Source organism: Salipiger bermudensis (genome assembly GCF_019801965.1).
Taxonomy (GTDB): domain Bacteria; phylum Pseudomonadota; class Alphaproteobacteria; order Rhodobacterales; family Rhodobacteraceae; genus Salipiger; species Salipiger bermudensis_A.
Window position 1 is genome coordinate 595,984 of record NZ_JAHVIA010000002.1, and the last position, 18,474, is coordinate 614,457.

19 protein-coding genes are annotated in these 18,474 nt (G+C 68.7%); 8 read left to right on the plus strand and 11 right to left on the minus strand.

All coding sequences use genetic code 11. The features are described 5' to 3' along the window. Positions 1-10 precede the first annotated feature (10 nt). Both upp and KUV62_RS06825 read left to right on the plus strand, forming a co-directional pair. Positions 11-643 (plus strand): uracil phosphoribosyltransferase, encoded by a 633-nt coding sequence (gene upp, locus KUV62_RS06820; RefSeq protein WP_222602918.1) that lies wholly within the window; start codon positions 11-13, stop codon positions 641-643. Positions 644-709: 66 nt separating this feature from the next. Next, positions 710-2,065 carry an SPOR domain-containing protein gene (locus KUV62_RS06825; RefSeq protein WP_261395389.1) on the plus strand — a complete coding sequence of 452 codons (1,356 nt, stop codon included), beginning with the start codon at positions 710-712 and terminating at the stop codon, positions 2,063-2,065. Between the two features lie 91 nt (positions 2,066-2,156). On the opposite strand, the gene KUV62_RS06830 is transcribed toward KUV62_RS06825, so the two are convergent. Continuing rightward, entirely contained in the window at positions 2,157-3,182 is a 1,026-nt protein-coding gene (locus KUV62_RS06830; RefSeq protein ID WP_222602919.1) for a hypothetical protein, read from the minus strand. Positions 3,183-3,385: 203 nt separating this feature from the next. Between KUV62_RS06830 and KUV62_RS06835 the strand changes: the two genes are divergently transcribed. Continuing rightward, the gene (locus KUV62_RS06835) at positions 3,386-4,069 is read left to right on the plus strand and encodes a ZinT family metal-binding protein (RefSeq protein ID WP_222602920.1); all 684 of its coding nucleotides are present in this window, start codon (positions 3,386-3,388) and stop codon (positions 4,067-4,069) included. Between the two features lie 95 nt (positions 4,070-4,164). Here the strand turns inward: KUV62_RS06835 and KUV62_RS06840 are convergent, their stop codons facing one another. Then, positions 4,165-5,790 carry an AMP-binding protein gene (locus KUV62_RS06840; RefSeq protein ID WP_222602921.1) on the minus strand — a complete coding sequence of 542 codons (1,626 nt, stop codon included), beginning with the start codon at positions 5,788-5,790 and terminating at the stop codon, positions 4,165-4,167. A 110-nt stretch (positions 5,791-5,900) separates the two neighbouring features. Between KUV62_RS06840 and KUV62_RS06845 the strand changes: the two genes are divergently transcribed. Continuing rightward, positions 5,901-6,581 carry a sulfotransferase family 2 domain-containing protein gene (locus tag KUV62_RS06845; protein ID WP_222602922.1) on the plus strand — a complete coding sequence of 227 codons (681 nt, stop codon included), beginning with the start codon at positions 5,901-5,903 and terminating at the stop codon, positions 6,579-6,581. A 266-nt stretch (positions 6,582-6,847) separates the two neighbouring features. On the opposite strand, the gene KUV62_RS06850 is transcribed toward KUV62_RS06845, so the two are convergent. Next, positions 6,848-7,480, minus strand: a complete 633-nt coding sequence (locus KUV62_RS06850) for a ribonuclease T2 family protein (protein WP_222602923.1) — start codon at positions 7,478-7,480, stop codon at positions 6,848-6,850. Positions 7,481-7,622: 142 nt separating this feature from the next. On the opposite strand from KUV62_RS06850, the gene KUV62_RS06855 reads away from it, so the two are divergent. After that, positions 7,623-8,399, plus strand: a complete 777-nt coding sequence (locus tag KUV62_RS06855; protein WP_222602924.1) for a DUF1013 domain-containing protein — start codon at positions 7,623-7,625, stop codon at positions 8,397-8,399. A gap of 80 nt (positions 8,400-8,479) precedes the next feature. Here the strand turns inward: KUV62_RS06855 and recR are convergent, their stop codons facing one another. The 5 genes from recR to KUV62_RS06880 form a co-directional block, all read right to left on the minus strand. Next, positions 8,480-9,073: a recombination mediator RecR gene (gene recR, locus KUV62_RS06860; protein ID WP_222602925.1), complete on the minus strand. Its 594-nt coding sequence runs from the start codon at positions 9,071-9,073 to the stop codon at positions 8,480-8,482. Between the two features lie 88 nt (positions 9,074-9,161). Further along, a complete protein-coding gene (locus KUV62_RS06865; RefSeq protein WP_222602926.1) occupies positions 9,162-9,506 on the minus strand; it encodes a YbaB/EbfC family nucleoid-associated protein in 345 nt (114 codons plus the stop codon). Positions 9,507-9,604: 98 nt separating this feature from the next. Next, positions 9,605-11,638 carry a capsular polysaccharide biosynthesis protein gene (locus KUV62_RS06870; RefSeq protein WP_261395430.1) on the minus strand — a complete coding sequence of 678 codons (2,034 nt, stop codon included), beginning with the start codon at positions 11,636-11,638 and terminating at the stop codon, positions 9,605-9,607. Positions 11,639-11,640: 2 nt separating this feature from the next. Beyond that, on the minus strand, positions 11,641-12,741 hold the full coding sequence (locus tag KUV62_RS06875; RefSeq protein ID WP_261395431.1) for a polysaccharide biosynthesis/export family protein: 1,101 nt from the start codon (positions 12,739-12,741) through the stop codon (positions 11,641-11,643). A gap of 146 nt (positions 12,742-12,887) precedes the next feature. Then, positions 12,888-14,180, minus strand: a complete 1,293-nt coding sequence (locus tag KUV62_RS06880) for a capsule biosynthesis protein (protein WP_222602929.1) — start codon at positions 14,178-14,180, stop codon at positions 12,888-12,890. Positions 14,181-14,273: 93 nt separating this feature from the next. On the opposite strand from KUV62_RS06880, the gene KUV62_RS06885 reads away from it, so the two are divergent. Continuing rightward, positions 14,274-14,861, plus strand: a complete 588-nt coding sequence (locus KUV62_RS06885; RefSeq protein ID WP_222602930.1) for a riboflavin synthase — start codon at positions 14,274-14,276, stop codon at positions 14,859-14,861. A 179-nt stretch (positions 14,862-15,040) separates the two neighbouring features. Here the strand turns inward: KUV62_RS06885 and KUV62_RS06890 are convergent, their stop codons facing one another. From KUV62_RS06890 to KUV62_RS06900, 3 genes are all read right to left on the minus strand, one after another. Then, positions 15,041-16,099 carry a YeeE/YedE family protein gene (locus KUV62_RS06890; RefSeq protein ID WP_222602931.1) on the minus strand — a complete coding sequence of 353 codons (1,059 nt, stop codon included), beginning with the start codon at positions 16,097-16,099 and terminating at the stop codon, positions 15,041-15,043. Positions 16,100-16,258: 159 nt separating this feature from the next. Further along, positions 16,259-16,603, minus strand: a complete 345-nt coding sequence (locus tag KUV62_RS06895; protein WP_410000838.1) for an ArsR/SmtB family transcription factor — start codon at positions 16,601-16,603, stop codon at positions 16,259-16,261. Next, positions 16,603-16,989, minus strand: a complete 387-nt coding sequence (locus KUV62_RS06900) for a thioredoxin family protein (protein WP_261395397.1) — start codon at positions 16,987-16,989, stop codon at positions 16,603-16,605. The genes KUV62_RS06895 and KUV62_RS06900 overlap by 1 nt, the downstream gene beginning before the upstream one ends. A 101-nt stretch (positions 16,990-17,090) precedes the next feature. On the opposite strand from KUV62_RS06900, the gene KUV62_RS06905 reads away from it, so the two are divergent. Together KUV62_RS06905 and KUV62_RS06910 are read left to right on the plus strand one after the other, a co-directional pair. After that, the gene (locus tag KUV62_RS06905) at positions 17,091-17,828 is read left to right on the plus strand and encodes a cytochrome c biogenesis CcdA family protein (RefSeq protein ID WP_222602933.1); all 738 of its coding nucleotides are present in this window, start codon (positions 17,091-17,093) and stop codon (positions 17,826-17,828) included. 59 nt (positions 17,829-17,887) lie between these two features. Further along, positions 17,888-18,472, plus strand: coding sequence for a thioredoxin family protein (locus KUV62_RS06910; protein ID WP_222602934.1), 585 nt, complete (start codon positions 17,888-17,890; stop codon positions 18,470-18,472). Positions 18,473-18,474: the final 2 nt, after the last annotated feature.

The following is an 18,474-nucleotide window of genomic DNA, read 5'->3' on the forward strand; positions in this document are numbered from 1 at the left end:
TCCCGGGGCCATGAAACAGCATCTCACCGTCGTCGATCACCCGCTCGTGCAGCACAAGCTGACGCTGATGCGGGAGAAGGACAACTCGACCGCGTCTTTCCGCCAGCTCCTGCGCGAGATCAGCCTGCTGCTGGCCTACGAGGTCACCCATGAGCTGCCGGTGACCACCAAGCGCATCGAGACGCCGATGTGCGAGATGGATGCGCCGGTGATCGAGGGCAAGAAGCTGGTGCTGGTGTCGATCCTGCGCGCCGGCAACGGCCTGCTGGACGGCATCCTCGAGCTGGTGCCGGCGGCGCGTGTGGGCTTCGTCGGGCTCTACCGCGACGAGGAGACGCTGAAGCCGGTGCAATACTACTTCAAGGTGCCGAAGAACCTCGAGGACCGCTGCGTGATCCTCGTCGATCCGATGCTGGCGACGGGCAATTCCTCGGTCGCCGCGGTCGACCTGATGAAGCAGGCCGGTGCCAAGGACATCCGCTTCCTCTGCCTGCTGGCCGCCCCCGAGGGTGTGGCGCGGATGAAGGAGGCGCACCCGGACGTGCCGATCATCACCGCAGCGCTCGACGATCACCTGAACGAGCACGGCTACATCGTTCCGGGACTAGGGGATGCGGGCGACCGCATGTTCGGCACAAAATAAGCGGTCACCGCGCTTTACAGGGCTATATGGATCAGGCATGATTCCGGCAATCCTGTGGGGGCTGACATGCGATTGAAAACTCTGGCGTTCCTGGCCATCACCACTGCGGCGGCAGGGGCCGGGCTCAGCCCGGCGCTGGCCCAGGGGATCACCACCATCGACACGCCGGCGGAGCTTCCGCCGGCCGGCTTCACCGGCACCCAATACGCCGACAGCCGCGGCTGCGTCTTTGTACGCGCGGGCTATGACGGGGCGGTGGTCTGGGTGCCGCGGGTGACCCGCGATCGCGACCAGGTCTGCGGCTACCCGCCGACCTTCGCGCAGGCCGCGCCGCGCGCCACCGCCGCCGCACCGGCCCCCGCTCCGAAACCCACCGTGGCGCCGAAGCCCGCCGCCGTCGCTTCCGCTCCCGCCCGTTCCGCTCCCGCCCGCACCGCGCCGCAGCGCCAGCCGGTCGAGACCGTGGCCTCGAAGCCGGCCGCACCGGCGCCGCAGCGCGTGGTCAAGGCACCGGCCTCCAAGCCGCCCTCGGCGCCGCCGCCGCAGACCGTTGTGAAGACGGTGCCGGCCCCGGTGACCACGGCGTCGCAGATGCCGCGCGTGGCGACGCCCTCGCAGCTCTGCCCGCCGGGCGCCACCGGCACCATCCAGACCAACGGGCGCACCGTGCGCTGTGGCGTGCAGTCGAGCCCCTTCGTCACCGAGCTGCGTCGCGGCGAGGCGCCGAGTGCCGGCAAGAACGTCTATTACAATTACGGCAACGGGCAGGGCAGCTGGCAGGACAGCAGCGCCGTCAGCGCGCAGGATGATCCGGTCGCCCTGGCCGAGCTGGCGCGCCAGCCGCAGGCGCGCATCGTGCCGAAGCATGTCTGGGAAGCCCGTTCCGAGGTGCCGCCGGTGGTGCCGCCCGGCTATCGCCCGGCCTGGGAGGATGACCGGCTGAACCGTTACCGGGCCTGGCAGACGGTCGAGGGTTACTACGCCACCCAGCGGCGCTGGACCAACACCGTGCCACGGGTCAACGACACCAGCCTGCGCCGGATCCCGGCCCGCGACCCGAAGCTCGTCTACCGTGACAGCGAGCCGGCTCCGCTGCCGGCGCAGATCATCGCCACCAGCGGCCGGACAGAGGCGCAGGCGCGCCGGACCGGCGTGGTCTCGACGCGCTCGGCGCCGGCGGCAGGGGCCTCGGCCCGGACGGCCGCCGCGGCGGCGCGCTATGTCGAGATCGGGCTCTTCACCACCGAGGACAAGGCCGCCTCCGCCGCCGCGCGTCTGCGCGGTGCCGGGCTGCCGGTCCGGACCCTGCGCAGCGGTGAGACCCGCCGCGTGGTGGTTGGCCCCTACAGCGATCCGGCGGCGCTGCAAACGGCGCTGCGCCGGGTCCAGCGCACCGGCTACGTACAGGCCTATCTGCGCTGACGGTTGGTCTATTCGCGAATTGTGGCCCCGGCGGAAACGTCGGGGCCTTTTGCCTTGTCGGGGAGGGACGCACGCCGGCGGGCCTTGTCGGTCAGCCGCCGCAGATCGCCTGCAAGCGCAGCCAGTCGGGATCGGAGAGCACGGGCCGGCTGCCTTCGAGCGCGCGCGGGTCGGCCTCGATCAGCGCCACGGTGCTCTCTCCGGTGACGTCGCGGGCAAAGGCGTAGGGCGTGCTGCGCAGTTCGGCGGCGGCGAAGGCGCGCAGCAGCGTGTCGGTCGGGACCGGGGGGCTCGCCTCGGTCAGCAGGGTCTCGGCATAGGCATCGAGCGCGGCGTCTGGCAGGGCGCCCGTGGTCAGCAGTTTCAGCGTCGACCACAGCCCGGTATGCTCGAGCAACTCGCCAAGCGGATCCGAGGCGCGGGCGCGCAGCGATTCCGCCAGCAGGTAGCCTGCGGCGGTGTCGGGATCCTCGTAATCCTCGATCAGCGCCCGGTTCATCAGGATCAGCCCGCCGGGCAGGTGGGCGGTGTCGCGCACGCCGCCGGGCAGCACCACCAGATCGTTGCGCCGCGCCTCCCCGAGCACCCGCTGGGCGAGGCGGCGAAGTGGCATGCGGGCCTCATCGGTCATGCAGGGCTGGCCCGAGATCCGGGTGATCCGCGCCAGCAGCGCCTCGCCGATCTCGTCGCGCTTGACCGCGGGCACCACCCGCCGCGTGTGCTCGAGCAGCGCTCCGGGCAGCCAGAAGACCGCCCCCGCGAGCACCGTGGCCGCCACCGCGCCCAGCAGCACGACGCGCAGCTTGCCCGGTTTCGGCCGCCGCCGGTCGATGGCGCGCAGGAGCCGCTCGATGGCCTCGATCATCGTGGTTTCGTCTTCCGGCAGTTCCAGCGTCTCGCCGGGATCGCCGTCGGGGTGGTAGATGGCGGGGGTCTGACCCCTGTTGGCGCGGCGCACCGCGGCCAGCGACCAGTGAGCGAGGGGGCGGCCTGAGAACTCCGCGATCGTGAGCGACGCATCGCCCAGCGACACGATCACTTCACGACGCTGCGCGTCGGGCTCGGGCCGCCACAGGCCCGATGCTTCCAACCGTTGATACTCTTTGAGTGCCGTCATTCAGGGCTGCTCTGCCTCGTTTCGCGGCACCGTAGCATGGGCGTCGAGACAGGGGCAACGCGTTCCGGTCGGGGCCGGGACGGTCGCGGTTTGGGAGCGCAGGTCTCTCTTGGGAGATTGGGCGTTGCGGGGCAGGCTCCGGGCAGGTAGGCAGGACGTGTAACGTTATAACATAATAGAATCACCTATCCTGAGAGGTCTTCATGTTGTCCATTCTTTCCAATCGCTTCGACCTGCCGGTCATGGCCGTGCTGATCGCGGCGCCGCTGGCCGCTCTCGCCCAGTCCGGCGACAGCCACGACCATGATCACGAGCACGATCAAGGACACGCGCAAGCCCATGATCACGCCAAGAGCGATGTCTATCGCGGCTATTTCGAAGACAGCGCGATCGCCCCGCGCCCGCTGTCGGACTGGCAGGGCGACTGGCAGTCGGTCTATCCCTATCTGCAGGATGGCACGCTTGACGTGGTCATGGCGCACAAGGCCGAAAGCGGCGAGAAAAGCGCCGCCGAGCACCGCGCCACCTACGAGACCGGCTATCGCACCGATGTCGACCGCATCGAGATCGATGGCCAGACGGTGACGTTTCACACCCCCGACGGCGCGGTCAGCGGCAGCTATGCCAGCGATGGCTACGAGGTGCTGACCTACGCCGCCGGCAATCGCGGCGTGCGCTTCATCTTCGAGAAGCAGGAGGGGGACGCGGAGGCGGCCGAGTATATCCAGTTTAGCGACCACAAGATCGCTCCGGAGTCTGCCGACCACTATCACCTCTACTGGGGCGATGACCGTGCGGCGCTTCTCGAGGAGGTCAGCAACTGGCCGACCTACTATCCCGCCGATCTGAGCGGCGAGGAGATCGCGCAGGAAATGATGGCGCACTGAGCGCTTCCGGGCACCGGGAGGGCCCGGTGCCTTGCGGATGGCAGAGCTGCAGGGCGCCGGGAGCCGGGAGCTTCGGGGGCCTCGCCTCGACGCGCTCAGATCTCCTTGGCGCGGGCCCGGAGCTGGAACTTCTGGATCTTGCCGGTCGAGGTCTTGGGCAGCTCCTCGAAGACGACCTTCTTGGGGGTCTTGAACCCGGCCAGCCGCTCGCGGGCAAAGGCGATGAGCTCGGCCTCGCTGGCCTCATGGCCGGGTTTGAGCTCGACGAAGGCGCAGGGCACCTCGCCCCATTTCTCGTCGGGCCTTGCGACCACGGCGCAGAGCAGCACCGCCTCGTGCCCCATCAGCGTGTTCTCGACCTCGACCGAGGAGATGTTCTCGCCGCCGGAGATGATGATGTCCTTGGCGCGGTCGGCGATCTGCACGTAGCTGTCGGGATGCAAGACGGCGATGTCGCCGGAATGAAAATAGCCGCCCTCGAAGGCCTCGCGGGTGGCTTTCGGCGCCTTGAGATAGCCCTTCATCACGCCGTTGCCGCGATGCATGATCTCGCCCTTGGTCTCGCCGTCGGCTGGGATGATGTTCATCTGCTCGTCCATCACCGTGACATGTTCCATGAACGGCATGGCGACGCCCTGGCGCGCCTTCATCGCGGCGCGCTCGGCGCCCTGCAGATGATCCCACCCGCCCTGCCAGGCGCATTCCACGTCGGGGCCGTAGGTCTCGGTCAGGCCGTAGACCTGGGTGACGTGGAAGCCCATGGTCTCGATCTTGGCCAGCGTTGCGGGAGCGGGCGGCGCGCCGGCGGTGAAGACCTCGACCACGTGCTCGAAGGCGCGCTTTTCCTGCTCGGGGGCGTTGACCAGCATGTTGAGCACGATGGGTGCGCCGCCGAAATGGGTGACGCCCTCGTCGGCGATGGCGTCGTAGATATTGTGGGCGGTGATGTCACGGCAGCAGACGACGGTGCCGCCCACCGCCGGCATCATCCAGGTGTGGCACCAGCCGTTGCAATGGAAGAGCGGCACGATGGTGAGATAGACCGGGTGCAGCACCATGCGCCAGCTCAGCACCTGGCCCATGGCGTTCAGGTAGGCGCCGCGATGGTGATAGACCACGCCCTTGGGCCGGCCGGTGGTGCCGGAGGTGTAATTGAGCGCGAGGCTCTCCCACTCGTCCTCGGGCATGATCCAGTCGAACTCCGGATCGCCGGTCGCGAGGAAATCCTCGTATTCGAGGTAGTCGCCGAAGGCCTTGGCGCCGCCATGCGGGTCGGCCACCTCGATCACTGTCGGCGGCTCCTGCTCCATCAGCTCGATGGCCTCGGCGAGATGCGGTATGAACTGCGGATCGCAGAGCACCACCTTGGCCTCGCCGTGATCGAGGATATAGGCGATGGTGTCGACATCGAGCCGGGTGTTGATGGTGTTGAGCACGGCGCCGCAGGCGGGCACGCCGAAATGCGCCTCGGCCTGCGCGGGGATGTTGGGCAGGATCGTCGCCACCACGTCGCCGGGCCTGATGCCGATCTTCGTAAGTGCCGAGGCGAGCTGGCTGACCCGGTCGTGATACTCGGCATAGTTCTTGCGGTGCGGGCCGTAGAGCACCGCCGGGTGATCGGGATAGATCTGCCGCGCCCGGCGCAGGAACGAGAGCGGCGTCAGCGGCACGTGGTTCGCGGCGCATTTCCCGAGCCCGGTTTCGTTGGCAAGCCAGCCCATGGCGGATCCTCCCTGATGTCTCCTTGCGCCGACTATGCGCAGATGGGCGCGCGCCGAAAAGCCCCGAATGGGGATTCCCGATGCGCGCGCGTGCGGTTACGCTGCCTGGCATGATCATCTCGCCCGGCCGCCGCTATATCTTCGTGCATATCCCCAAGACCGGCGGCACCTCGATGGCGGCGGCGCTCGAAGCGCGGGCGCATCGCGACGACATCCTGATCGGCGACACTCCGAAGGCGCAAAAGCGGCGGGGGAGGGTGGCGAAGCTCTCGGCGCGGGGGCGGCTCTGGAAGCACGCGATGCTGAGCGATATCGACGGCGTGCTGAGCCCCGGGGAGATCGCGGCGATGTTCACCGTCACGCTGGTGCGCAACCCGTGGGACCGGATGGTGAGCTATTATCACTGGCTCCAGGCGCAGAGCTTCGACCACCCGGCGGTGGCGCTTGCCGCGGAGCTGCCCTTCGCCTCCTTCCTGGCGCACCCGCAGACCGCCGCCAGCCTGCGCGCCGCGCCCTACGGGCGCTACATGCGCGATGTAACGGGGCAGGAACGCGCCACGCTCTACATCCGGCTGGAGCACCTCGAGGAAGACATGGCGCCCTTCGTGGCGCATCTCGGCTTTCGCCCCGAGATCGCGCGGATCAACGCCTCTGAGCGCCGGAGCGACTACCGAAGCTACTACGACGACGCGACGGCGGAACGCGTGGCGGGGCTCTGCGCCGAGGATATCGCCCGCTTCGGCTACCGGTTTGACGACGTGGTCTCAGACGCCTCGGCGTTGCCCGGGTGAGGCTGTCTGGCTGCCTCCGGCGGGGATATTTTTGGCCAGAAGAAGACAGGGCCGCTCAATCCCCTGCTCAATCCCCTGTGGCCAAAAGGAAACCCGCTCCCGAAGGGACGGGCGGCGAAGCCGAGGCTTCTCCTGGCACGGTCATCGGCGTCCCCGCCTGTACCGTGAAACCATTCTGAGCCGTTAATCTTAATAATGTGTTTCTTCTGGCTGAAAATATCCCGGGGAGCGCGAGGGGCAGCGCCCCTCGTGGCCGGAGATGGCGGTCAGCGCACCGGATCGAACAGCGCGTTGTCGAGCGAGCAGTCGCGCACCACGTCGCTGCCGCAGGGCACCGGATCGAGGTCGCGCGACAGGCAGAGCCGGGCCTCCTGGATGCGGCCCGCGCGGCAGGTGATGGTGAGCATGTCGGGCTCGAGACCGGGATTGGCCTGCAGGAAGGCGTCTTCGATGACCGTCGCAGGCAGGGTGACGGGCTCGTCCAGCCGGCGCAGCACCTCTGGCCGGGTGACGCGCCCGTAAGCCTCTCGGGACAGGGAGAAATACTCCTCCGCCGAGAGCCCGCTGCAGCTGCCGTGCTTCTTCCACTGGTGCCAGGCCAGGCCGCCGGAGCCCATGATATCGGCCATGGCGCCGGTCTGGGCGCGGCTCGGCGGCCGCGCGGAGCTGGGGCAGTAGGAGGGGTAGCCGCGGTGGTATTGCGGCCAGAGCCCGTGCAGGATCCAGCCGTGATCGCTCTCGCATTGCTCGGCACCGCGGGCGTCGCCTTCGAGCGCGCACCAGGTCGGCGACCAGCTCAGCGACAGCACGTAGTAATCGAAGCGCGCGGAGCGTTCGCCCTCGGCATGGGACAGGCTGGCCAGACCGGCCGACAGCAACAACACAACCAGCCAGCGCATTTTCTCTTCCCTCTTGGCGTCTCGATCACTATATAGCGCGCAAGTTCCCCGACAACGGTAACCTGTCCCGAGTTCAGATTCGGGACCTCCCGGCCCGAAGAGGGCCCGGGGGAGGGGACGGAGACTTGCAAGGAGACGAGACATGGCCAAACTGCTGCATCCCAAGGCGACCGCCGTCTGGCTGGTCGACAACACCACGCTGACCTTCAAGCAGATCGCCGATTTCACCGGCTATCACGAGCTTGAGGTGCAGGGGATCGCGGATGGCGACGTCGCCGCCGGCGTCAAGGGCTTCGACCCGGTCGCCAACAACCAGCTCGAGCAGTCGGAGATCGACAAGGCCGAGAACAACCCGCTGCACAAGCTCAAGCTGAAGTACAACGCCGCCGCCGTCGATGAAGACAAGCGCCGCGGGCCGCGTTACACGCCGCTGTCGAAGCGCCAGGACCGTCCGAACTCGATCCTGTGGCTGGTCAAGTTCCACCCCGAGCTGTCCGACGGCCAGATCTCCAAGCTGGTGGGCACCACCAAGCCGACGATCCAGTCGATCCGCGAGCGCACCCACTGGAACATCCAGAACATGCAGCCCATCGACCCGGTGGCGCTGGGGCTGTGCCGCCAGTCCGAGCTCGATGCCGCGGTGGCCAAGGCCGCCAAGAAGCTCGACGAGGTGATGACCGACGACGAGCGCCGCAAGCTGGTCTCGACCGAGCAGAGCCTCGGCATGGAGCCCGAGCCGCGTCTGCCCTCGGCCATCGAAGGGCTCGAGACCTTCTCGCTCTCCGACCCGCGCGGCGAGGATGACGAGGAAGAGGACACCCGCGGCCCGAGCGATTTCTCGGATGCGGACAGCTTCTTCAACCTGCCCTCGGGCGGCGACGATGACGAGGACGACGACAGCGACGATCCGCGCCGCTGATCGCGCCCCTCATCTCCAGAGACAGGAAACGCGCCGCGAGAGTGGCGCGTTTTTTCATGGTCCGAGGGGGGGAACGGCGCTCAGACCCGCTTGCGGGCGTTCAGCGCGGCGGTGATGGTGCCGTCGTCGAGATAGTCGAGCTCGCCGCCGATGGGGACGCCCTGGGCCAGCGAGGTCAGCTCCACCCGGGTCTCGAGCTGGTCGGCGATGTAATGCGCGGTGGTCTGGCCGTCGACGGTGGCGTTGAGCGCGAGGATCACCTCGGTGATCGCCTCGCCGTCGATGCGCGCCACCAGCTGCGGGATGCGCAGCTCTTCGGGGCCCACGTTGTCGAGCGCCGAGAGCGTGCCGCCGAGCACGTGGTAGCGGCCCTTGAAGACGCCCGAGCGCTCCATCGCCCAGAGATCGGCGACGTCCTCGACGACGCAGATCTGGCCGTTGGCGCGGCGCTCGTCGGCGCAGATCGGGCAGATCTCGGCAGTGCCGACATTGCCGCAGTTGAGGCATTCGCGCGCCGAGCGCGCCACCTGCTGCATGGCATCCGCGAGCGGCTGCAGGAGCAGCGCGCGCTTGCGGATCAGGTGCAGCACCGCGCGCCGCGCCGAGCGCGGCCCGAGGCCGGGCAGCTTGGCCATCAGGTCGATCAGCGCGTCGATTTCGGTGCGGTCGGGCAAGGGGAAACTCCGGCGGGCGCGGATGCGCGGCGCCGGGGGCCGGCGCCGCGAGGGGATCGTCAGGGCGCGGATCCGCCCGAAGGCCGGATCAGAACGGCAGCTTCATGTCGGCGGGCAGGCCCATCTCGGAGGTGAGCTTCTGCATCTCCTCCTGCGCTTTCTCCTGCGCCTTGGCCTGCGCGTCCTTGATGGCGGCGAGGATCAGGTCCTCGACCACTTCCTTGTCGTCGGAATTGAAGATCGACGGGTCGATGTCGAGCCCGCGCAGCTCGCCCTTGGCCGAGGCGGTGGCCTTGACCAGGCCCGCGCCGGACTCGCCGGTCACTTCCATCGCCTTCAGATCGTCCTGCAGCTGGGTCATCTTGCCCTGCATGTCCTGCGCGGCCTTCATCATCTTGGCCATGTCGCCAAGTCCGCCCAAACCTTTCAGCATCATCTCTCTCCTGCGTCGCGGGCGCGGGGATCGCGGCCCTGGCATTTGCCCCAGTATATCGCAGTCGTGGCCGCGATCGACAAGTGGGGCGGCCGCGACTAGCGGCGCCAGAGAGGCGCGCGACTGGCAAACAGGCCCTGAAGCTTGGAAAGCAGCCGGTTGGCCGGCCCGGGGCGCGGCAGGGCGCCGCTCTCGAGCCGATGGGCCACGAGCTCGACCGGGCAGGGCAGGCCGGTGAGCGGGTCGCGGTAGCGCGGGTAGGCAATGAGCGTGGCGTGGACGAGCGCCTCGAGCGTCGGGCGCGGCCCGCCGAGGCGGCGGGCGGGGATGGGCCCGAGATCGCGGGTCAGGCCCCAGCCTGCGTAGAACGGCGCGCCGAGCGTGGTGACCGGCAGGCCGCGCAGCAGCGCCTCGAAGCCGGTAAGCGAGGTCAGGGTCCAGACCTCGTGGACCTGTGGCAGCAGCGCGCCCATGTCGGCGTCCCGGAGCGTCAGGTCGGCCCATTGCTCGGGCGCCGCGACGTGGCCCGGGCGCAGGCCCGCCTCGACATCCGGGTGCGGCTTCCAGAGGATCACCGCGCCGGGGTTCGCGGCCCGGACGCGGGCGAGCAGATCGGCATTGCTCTGCATCTCCGGGCTGCCGAGGCGGATCGAGGCGTCGTCCTCGACCTGTCCGGGCACGAGGATGCGGTGGCCCTCGGGAAGCGGCGGCAGGGGGCCGGAGAGGTTGTATTTGGTGAGCCTGCCCGAGACGATGCGGGCAATGAGACGTCGGGCGCGCTCGCTCTGGTCGGGGCGGGGCTGGGCGGTCTCGGCGATGAGGCGTTCGAGCCGCGAGGGGCGCGTGGGATCGTAGTAGATACCGAGATCATCGGCCACCAGCGACAGCGGCGCCACCAGTTCGGCGCCGAGCCCGCGCGAGCGCAGGAAGCCATCCTCGATGCGGACGGTGCCGGGGTCGGCTTCGGCGGCGCCCCAGATCATCCGGGCGCGGCCCCCCTCGGCCCGCTGCCGGGCCTCCTCGGCGCTGCGGGCGAAGACCACGGGGCGTTCGCTGCCGAAGAATCCCTGCAGCGGCTTGCGCTTCCACAGCCGCATGTTCTCGGCGACCCAGCCGTGACGGTCCTCGCGCCAGGCCCGGGCGCGGGCCTCGAGCGTGGCGAGCACGTCCTCGATCTCGCAGAGCCGGTCGCGGTAGGGATCGTACCAGGTGGGATAGAGGATCATCGCCGCCGCGAAGAGCTGGGTGCGGGTCAGGCGGCGCTGGCGGCGGGGCAGGGGTGTTTCCTCGTCCGTCAGGCCCCAGCCGGCGTAGAAAGGCTGGCCGAAGACGCGCGGCCGGTGGCCGGCGAGGATCGCCTCGAAGCCCATCTGCGAGGACACGGTATAGACCGCGATGGCGCCCTCGAGCAGCGCCTGCGGCGAGGCGGGGTCGGTGAACAGCGTGACGCGCCCGGTGGCGTCCTCGGGGCGATAGTGCCCGCCGCGGAAGCCCTCGCGGGTTTCGGGGTGGCTGCGGATCACGATGCGCTGGCCCGGGTGCTCCTCCTGCGCCCAGTAGAGCATTTCGAGAAAGCGGTTGCGGTCGGCGCCGGAGGCGCGCACCGAGGCGTCGCCCTCGGTCTGGTCGATGACCAGGACATAGCCGGGCTCGGGCACCGGGTCGGCGGGATCGACGGCGGCATACTTGGTCAGATGCGCGGCCTGTATCCGTGCCATCGCGCCGCGGGCGCGCTCGAGCAGCGCGTGATCGTCGAGCGGATGGGTGGCCAGAAGCGTCTCGAGGTCGGAGACGGTTGCGGGATCGAAATGCACCCCCGCGCGGTCGAGCAGCAGGCCCAGCGGCGGCTCGCCGCTGCGGCCGGGATGCAGCGAGCGCAGGAAGGCATCCTCGATGCGCAGGAGGGGCGCGCCCCGCGCCGTTGCCACCCGCTCGCCGCGATGGGCATAGGGCGACTGGCCCCAGACCCCGACCATGTCGCCGTCTCCGGGGCGGCCCAGCGACACCCGGTAGCCTGCCAGCGACAGGATGCGGCGCAGCCTCGGCTGGCGCAGAAAACCGGCATTGTAGACGTAAAGACGCCGGGGGCTCTCACCCCCGGCGTCCGGTCGACCATCGTCGGTCTGGCTCAGGATCAGCCCCCCGATCCCTGCACCAGCGTCGCGGTCGTCGCCAGCGTGTTGACGGCGCCGAAGGAGCCGAGCAGCGACGAGATCGTCTTGCTCCACTGCGCGAAGGGCGCCTCGGTGACGTAGAGCGTGTCCTGGTCGCGCACCACGAAATCGCGCGCCATGAACATGCCGTTGGGCTGCGTCAGGTCGAGAACGTAGACCATGCGCTGCGCGCCGATCAGGTCGGAGCGGCCGAGCACCTGGTTGGCGATCTCGGCCGGCTCGTTGCGCATCACGAAGACGCCGGTGGGATCGGCGGTGGTCGACAGCAGGCCGCCGACCTGGGCGATCGCCTCGAGCGCCGAAAGCGTCTGGCTCTCGAACGGCACGCGGGCCTGGGTGCCGGTGGCGCCGAGCGCGGTGAAGGAGCGGGTGTCGGCCTCGACGAGGATCTTGTCGCCGCCGCGCAGTGCGATGTCGAAGCGCGGGTTCTTGTAGAGATCCTGGAACCAGATGCGCTCGGTCTGCTGGCCGCGGATCACCGAGATCTGGGTGATCTCGGGCTCCAGTGTGATGCCGCCTGCGCGGGCGAGCATGGCCGAGAGCGTACGGGTCGGGCGCTCGATGGCATAGACGCCCTGGCCGCCGACCGCGCCCACGAGGCTGACGGTGGAGCCGTCGCCGGCCAGGCGGCGAACCTCGACCTGCGGGTCCGGGGTCTGCTCGGCGAGGCGCTCGGTGATGATCCGGCGCACCGCCTCGGGCGAGTTGCCGGCGGCGCGGATGCGGCCGGCATAGGGCACGAAGATGAAGCCCGAGCCGTCGACCTGCACCTCTTCCAGCGTGGTGGCATTGGCGGTCTCGGCCACGAGCAGGCCGTCATCGACGTTTTCCCAGATCGTCAGCCCGAGCGTGTCACCGGGCTGGATGGTGTCGGAGCCCACGACCGAGGCGCTCTGGAAGCCCTCGGTGAAGCCGAGCGCCGGCACCACGGCGGTGGCGCGGCTCACCCGGTCGTTCACGGTGACGATGAAGGCGTCGCCTTCGCGCATCACCGAGCCGGAGTAGATCTCGCTCTTGGTGGGGCCAGACCGCGGCAAGGTGCAGGAGGCCAGGATGGACATCGCGGCCAGCACCGCGACGGTCTTCACCCATCGTGTGGTGGAAAGGTTCACTGCTCGGTCTCCTCGACCTGTTCTTATCTGCCTCAGGTTTTTTCGCTAACCTATCGGAATCCGGCCTCAAAAGCCAGTCCGAGGGCTTCTCGGCCTCAGCGCACCACGCGCAACTGTTGCCGAGGGGCCGCGGTGCCGTGACGCAGGGCATCGTAGGGATCATCGGCCGAGAGCATCATGTCGACCACCAGCCGCAGCAGCTGCCGGCGCCCGCGCGAGGAGTAGAAGCCGCCGGGAACTTGACTGGTTTCAAGCAGATAGCGCCGATAATCGCGATAGGCACGGGTGTCGGGCCGGGCCGGCTGGGCGAAGAACTCGGGCAGCGGCTGCGCCGAGACGAGCTCGGGCTTGGCATAGACCGCCTCGCCATAGACCTTGAGCGGGATGCCCCGCCACAGCACCTGCTGCCCGGCGGTGGAGTTCACCGTGACGGCGCTGCGGGCGTCGTTGAGCAGCTGTGCCAGCTTGCCGCCGCGCACGAAATGCACCCGGTCGGCGATGTTCAGGCGTCTGGCGGCCTCGCGGATGGTGTGCCGCACGGGCGCCCGCCCGTCCTCCAGCGGATGCGCCTTGAAGACGAGGTGATGGTGCCCCGGCGCGCCTTCGGCGAAGCCTTGCATCACCAGTTCGATGAACTCGGTCATCGAGGCGAAGGGCGAGTGCTGCCGGAAGCTCGCGTCATGCTCGAGCTGCATCAGAACGAGGTGATAGGGGAAGCCGCCGCGACGGATGCGCAGGGTCTCCGCCAGCCGCTCGACCCGGTGCAGCGGCATCAGCAGCAGGCGCTTGAGATAGAGCCGGAACTCCTGCGTCACGCTGAGGTCGCGATGCGGGCGGAAATTGCGGTAGGCGCCGTTCCGGAACATCACGAACCAGTGGTAGAGCGCGCCGTAGAAGATGTGCTGGCGCATGTCGCCCCAGTGCCCGGGCGGCAGCGGCGCTTCCATGTCGGATTGCGCGAGCGCGGCGCGCATTTCCGCGATGTCCATGTCCATCAGCCGGGAATGGCCGTTCGAGCCGCCGCGCTCGTAGCTGACCCAGTAGGGGCGCATGTAGCCTTCCTCGAAGACATGCACGGTCAGGCCGCGGGCGCGGGCGATGGCGACGGCCTCGGCATGGATGCGGCGGGTGTCGCCGTAGAGCACGAGATCGGTGACGCGCTTTTCCGCGAGCAGCGCCTCGAGCCGGGCGGGCCAGTCTTCGGGCGCGCCGTTGAAGGGGAGGTAGCTCGCGGCGGGGGACCAGAAGGCGCGGTCGCCGGCATTGAACCCCACCCGCCAGACCTCGGCCCCGGCGCGGCGCAGCATGGCGCCCAGCCGCTGGAAGAAGGGCCCGTGCGGCCCCTGCAGGAAGAGGAACACCCGGGCGGGAACGGTTGCCTTGCTCATGTCGCCCCGCTAATGCTTCGCCTGTAACAGCAATCCATACCGGGGTTTCCCGGCGAAATTAAGGCCCGCGTTGGGCGGGCCGGGAGAGGACGGATGTTCACCGGCATCGTGACGGATATGGGCGAGGTGCGCAGCCTCGAGCAGGCGGGCGACCTGACGGCGCGGATCGGCACCGGCTACGACACCTCCGGGATCGAGATCGGCGCTTCGATCGCCTGCGACGGCGTCTGCCTGACGGTGATCGATCTCGGCCCCGACTGGTTCGACGTGCAGATCAGCGCCGAGACCGTGTCGAAGACCAATCTCGACGCCTGGACCGAGGGCCGTCGGATCAATCTCGAGCGCGCCCTCAAGGTTGGCGACGAGCTCGGAGGCCATATCGTCTCGGGCCATGTGGACGGGCTGGCCGAGGTGGTGGCGATGCGCGACGAGGGCGACAGCACCCGCGTCACCCTGCGCGCCCCCGAGGCGCTGGCGAAATTCATCGCGCCCAAGGGCTCGGTGGCGCTGAACGGCACCTCGCTGACGGTGAACGAGGTCGAGGGCCGTGATTTCGGCATCAACTTCATCCCGCATACCAAGGAGGTCACCACCTGGGGCGGGGTGAAGGTCGGCGACCGGATCAATCTCGAGATCGACACCCTGGCCCGCTACGTCGCCCGCCTCGCCGAGATGAGCTGAGATCGCCACAGGCTCAAAGCCTCCAGGCGCTAACGCTCCCGCCTCGCCATCCCCTGTCTTCTTTGGTTCAAAAATACCTCGGGGGAGTCCGCCCCTGGCGGACGGGGGCAGAGCCCCCGCTTCCTTCGACTGTCGAGCCTGGCGCGACGGGGGCAGAGCGCCAAAAAACACCCCGCCCCTCACTCCGCCGGCTGGAACCCGACGATAAGCTGACGCAGCCCCAGCGCGGCGCCGGCGAAGATCGCCGCCATCGTGACCGGCGCCGAGAAGGCCAGCACCGAGAAGGCCGAGAGCCCCTGTCCGATGGTGCAGCCCATGGCGATCACGGCCCCGGCGCCCATCAGCGCCGCGCCGAGGATCTGCCGGCGCAGCTCGCGCGGGTCCTCGCAGGCCTCCCAGCGGAAATGGCCCTTGATCAGCGAGCCGAGGAAGGCGCCGGCCCATACGCCGGCGACCGAGCCCACGGCGAAGGAGAGCGGCCGGACCGAGCCGGTCATCCACCACAGGATGCTGTCGCCGAGCGGCGCGGCGAAGCTGTGCGAGACCACCGGCAGCCCGGCAAAGCCGGTGCGCGCCACCCAGGCGGTGCCGGCCCAGGCCAGCACCACGCCGAGCCCAACCATCGCCGCCCAGAAGATCTGTTTCGGCCGGGCCCAGAGCCCGCGCGAGCTCAGCGAGACGGCGAGCAGGCCCAGCCCCAGCACGAGGCCGATGATCTCCGCGGAGAGGCCGGTCACGCGGCCGAGCTGGTGGGCGATGCCGGGCGGCGTCGCGCTCATCACCTCCGCTTGCGGGAACAGCATGGCGCGCAGCGGTGCCAGCGGGCCGGCGAGGACCACGTAGGTCGAGACCCCCATGACCAGGACGATGACGAAGCTGCGCAGGTCGCCGCCGCCGAGCCGGGCGACGGCGCCGTAGCCGCAATTGCCCGCCAGCGCCATGCCGTAGCCGAAGGCCAGCCCGCCCAGGATCGAGGCCAGCGGCATCCAGCGGATCGAGAGGTAATAGCTGTCGGAGGGGGCGAAGAGCCCGGCGCTCATCAGTCCGAAGCTGCCGAGGATGGCGATGCCGATGGCGATGCCCCACATCCGCATGCGCAGGTCGGAGCCGCCGTAGAGCAGATCCTCGATCGCGCCGAGGGTGCAGAATCGTCCGAGTCGCGCCGCGAGCCCCAGCAGCAGTCCGCTGCCCAGCCCGATCAGGGCGACCACATGATGTTCGCTCAACATCTCGAACATGCCGACTCCTCCCTTCCGGCGGGCTCGATGCCACGGCGCGAGACTACGCGCGCGGGTGGGGAAGACTCAAGCGAAAGCTTGAATGTGTTCCGCAGGGGTAGTGCCGTCTCAAGCGCCGGAGGCGCGCCTCGTCAGAGCGGTGGGGTCGCGCCCGCCGCGTCAGGCGTCGTCCTGGCAGAACAGCTCGTAGACCGTCTCGAGCATGCGCTTGGGGCGGTCGTCGGCGAGGCGGTAGTAGATCGCCTTGCCCTCGCGGCGCGGCACAACCAGCCCCTCGAGGCGCAGCCGCGAGAGCTGCTGCGACACCGCCGCCTGGCGGGCGGAGAGCAGCTCCTCGAGCTCGGTGACGGATTTCTCACCGGTGACGAGGTGGCAGAGGATCATCAGCCGGCCCTCGTGGCTGATCGCCTTCAGGAAGGCCGAGGCCGCGGCCGCCTTGTCGGCGATCCGGTCGAGCTCGTCATCGCTCAGGTCGTCGTTGATCACCGGAAGTGCCATGTTCATCACCCACCCTCCAAGATCTGCGCGGGCGTCTCCATTGCCGCGTCGGGATCGAAGGCCGTATGTTGCTCCAGCAGGCGCGAGAGCAGGGGCCAGAAAAAATCTTCGCCCGGGTATCCTTCGAGCCGGGCGCGTTCAACACCGTCTTCTACCAGAATGAATGTCGGTGTGAACAAGACTTTACGCCCATAGGTGATCCCCGCCGGCGGACCGTCCCGCAGATCTGCCCGCAAAAGCGGCGCAAAGCGCCCTTCGGCCGTGTTGGGATAGGCCGGCGCGATCTGTGCCTCCCAGGCGGCGCAATAGGCGCAGCCCGGCTGGCCGACCATCACAAGCCGCACCTCCGCCCAGGCGGCGCCGGCGGCAAACAGCAGGGCAAGGCCCGCCATGGCCAGGGATCTGATAAAAGACATGGCTCACCAATTGACGTCGTCTTAACGTTCAACATAATATGAATATGTGAATTGTTCAAGCTAGCGGGGGAGGCGCCGTGCTGGACATCTCCTTCGCGGGCGCCGCGCTGGCCGGGCTGCTGAGCTTCTTCACGCCCTGCATCCTGCCGATGGTTCCGTTCTACCTCTGCTACATGGCCGGCATCTCGATGGCCGAGCTGCGCGATGACGCAGGCATCGAGCCGGGTGCGCAGCGCCGGCTGGTGCTGTCGGCGCTGGTCTTCGCGGCCGGGGTCACCACGATTTTCGTGCTGCTCGGCATGGGGGCAACGGCGGTGGGGCAGGCCTTCGCCGACTGGAAGCAGCCGCTCTCCTACGTCGCCGCCGGGGTGCTGCTGGTCTTCGGGCTGCATTTCCTCGGCGTGATCCGGGTTCCGCTGCTGCACCGCGAGGCGCGGATGGAAAGCAAGGCCGAGCCCACCAGCGTGCTTGGCGCCTATGTCATGGGGCTGGCCTTCGGCTTCGGCTGGACGCCTTGCGTCGGCCCGGCGCTGGCCTCGATCCTGATGATCGCCAGCGGCATGGGCGATATCTTCCGCGGCGGGCTGCTGCTGCTGGTCTACGGCATCGGCATGACCGCGCCCTTCGTCGTCGCGGCGCTGTTCTCGGGGCCGTTCCTGCGCTGGACCGCGCGGCACCGGGGCAAGCTGCAATATGTCGAGAAACTCATGGGGGTGATGCTGATCCTGTTCGCGATCCTCATCGCCACCGACAGCGTCAACATCATCGCGCAATGGATGATCGAGACCTTTCCGGGCTGGACCTCGCTGAGCTGAGCCCGGGTCTTTAGCGCGCCGGCCTCGTCTCGAGGCCGGGCAAGAGGAGGAGGGAGACGATGAAAGCATGGATCGGAGCCGCGCTCGTGGCGGCGCTGGCATGGCCCGTCTGGGCCGAGGTCGCCCCGATGGGCGATGACGGGCTCTACAAGGAGCCGTGGATGCGCGACACCTTCAAGGACCTGCGCGAGGATCTCGTCGAGGCCAATGAGGAGGGCAAGCGGCTGGTGCTCTTCGTCGAGCAGCGCGGCTGCATCTATTGCCACAAGATGCACGAGGAGGTGTTCTCGCAGCCCGACGTGGCCGCCTTCATCGAGGAGAACTTCTTCGTCGTCCAGATCAACCTGCACGGCGATACCGAGATCACCGATTTCGACGGAGAATCGCTCGCCGAGAAGGACGCGGCGCGCAAGTGGCGGGTTCTGTTCACGCCCAACATCATCTTCCTGCCGGAAGAGGTGCCGGAGGACGGCACCGCGATCGAGGCGGCGGTGGCGGTGATGCCCGGCGCCTTCGCCAAGGGCACCACGATCGACATGTTCACCTGGGTCGCCGAGAAGCGCTACGAGCTTGATAACGGGGAAGACTTCCAGCGCTACCACGCCCGCCGCATCCAGGAACGCGACAACGGCAAGTTCGACTAGGG

Excerpts from the sequence above, each read along its gene's own strand:
- KUV62_RS06910 (WP_222602934.1), top strand. The coding sequence starts at position 17,888 with ATGAAAGCATGGATCGGAGCCGCGCTCGTGGCGGCGCTGGCATGGCCC.
- KUV62_RS06900 (WP_261395397.1), bottom strand. The coding sequence starts at position 16,989 with ATGGCGGGCCTTGCCCTGCTGTTTGCCGCCGGCGCCGCCTGGGCGGAG.
- KUV62_RS06880 (WP_222602929.1), bottom strand. The coding sequence starts at position 14,180 with ATGAGCAAGGCAACCGTTCCCGCCCGGGTGTTCCTCTTCCTGCAGGGG.
- KUV62_RS06865 (WP_222602926.1), bottom strand. The coding sequence starts at position 9,506 with ATGCTGAAAGGTTTGGGCGGACTTGGCGACATGGCCAAGATGATGAAG.
- KUV62_RS06850 (WP_222602923.1), bottom strand. The coding sequence starts at position 7,480 with ATGCGCTGGCTGGTTGTGTTGTTGCTGTCGGCCGGTCTGGCCAGCCTG.
- KUV62_RS06890 (WP_222602931.1), bottom strand. The coding sequence starts at position 16,099 with ATGTTCGAGATGTTGAGCGAACATCATGTGGTCGCCCTGATCGGGCTG.
- KUV62_RS06875 (WP_261395431.1), bottom strand. The coding sequence starts at position 12,741 with ATGTCCATCCTGGCCTCCTGCACCTTGCCGCGGTCTGGCCCCACCAAG.
- KUV62_RS06840 (WP_222602921.1), bottom strand. The coding sequence starts at position 5,790 with ATGGGCTGGCTTGCCAACGAAACCGGGCTCGGGAAATGCGCCGCGAAC.
- KUV62_RS06885 (WP_222602930.1), top strand. The coding sequence starts at position 14,274 with ATGTTCACCGGCATCGTGACGGATATGGGCGAGGTGCGCAGCCTCGAG.
- KUV62_RS06845 (WP_222602922.1), top strand. The coding sequence starts at position 5,901 with ATGATCATCTCGCCCGGCCGCCGCTATATCTTCGTGCATATCCCCAAG.
- KUV62_RS06835 (WP_222602920.1), top strand. The coding sequence starts at position 3,386 with ATGTTGTCCATTCTTTCCAATCGCTTCGACCTGCCGGTCATGGCCGTG.
- KUV62_RS06830 (WP_222602919.1), bottom strand. The coding sequence starts at position 3,182 with ATGACGGCACTCAAAGAGTATCAACGGTTGGAAGCATCGGGCCTGTGG.
- upp (WP_222602918.1), top strand. The coding sequence starts at position 11 with ATGAAACAGCATCTCACCGTCGTCGATCACCCGCTCGTGCAGCACAAG.
- KUV62_RS06855 (WP_222602924.1), top strand. The coding sequence starts at position 7,623 with ATGGCCAAACTGCTGCATCCCAAGGCGACCGCCGTCTGGCTGGTCGAC.
- KUV62_RS06895 (WP_410000838.1), bottom strand. The coding sequence starts at position 16,603 with ATGAACATGGCACTTCCGGTGATCAACGACGACCTGAGCGATGACGAG.
- KUV62_RS06825 (WP_261395389.1), top strand. The coding sequence starts at position 710 with ATGCGATTGAAAACTCTGGCGTTCCTGGCCATCACCACTGCGGCGGCA.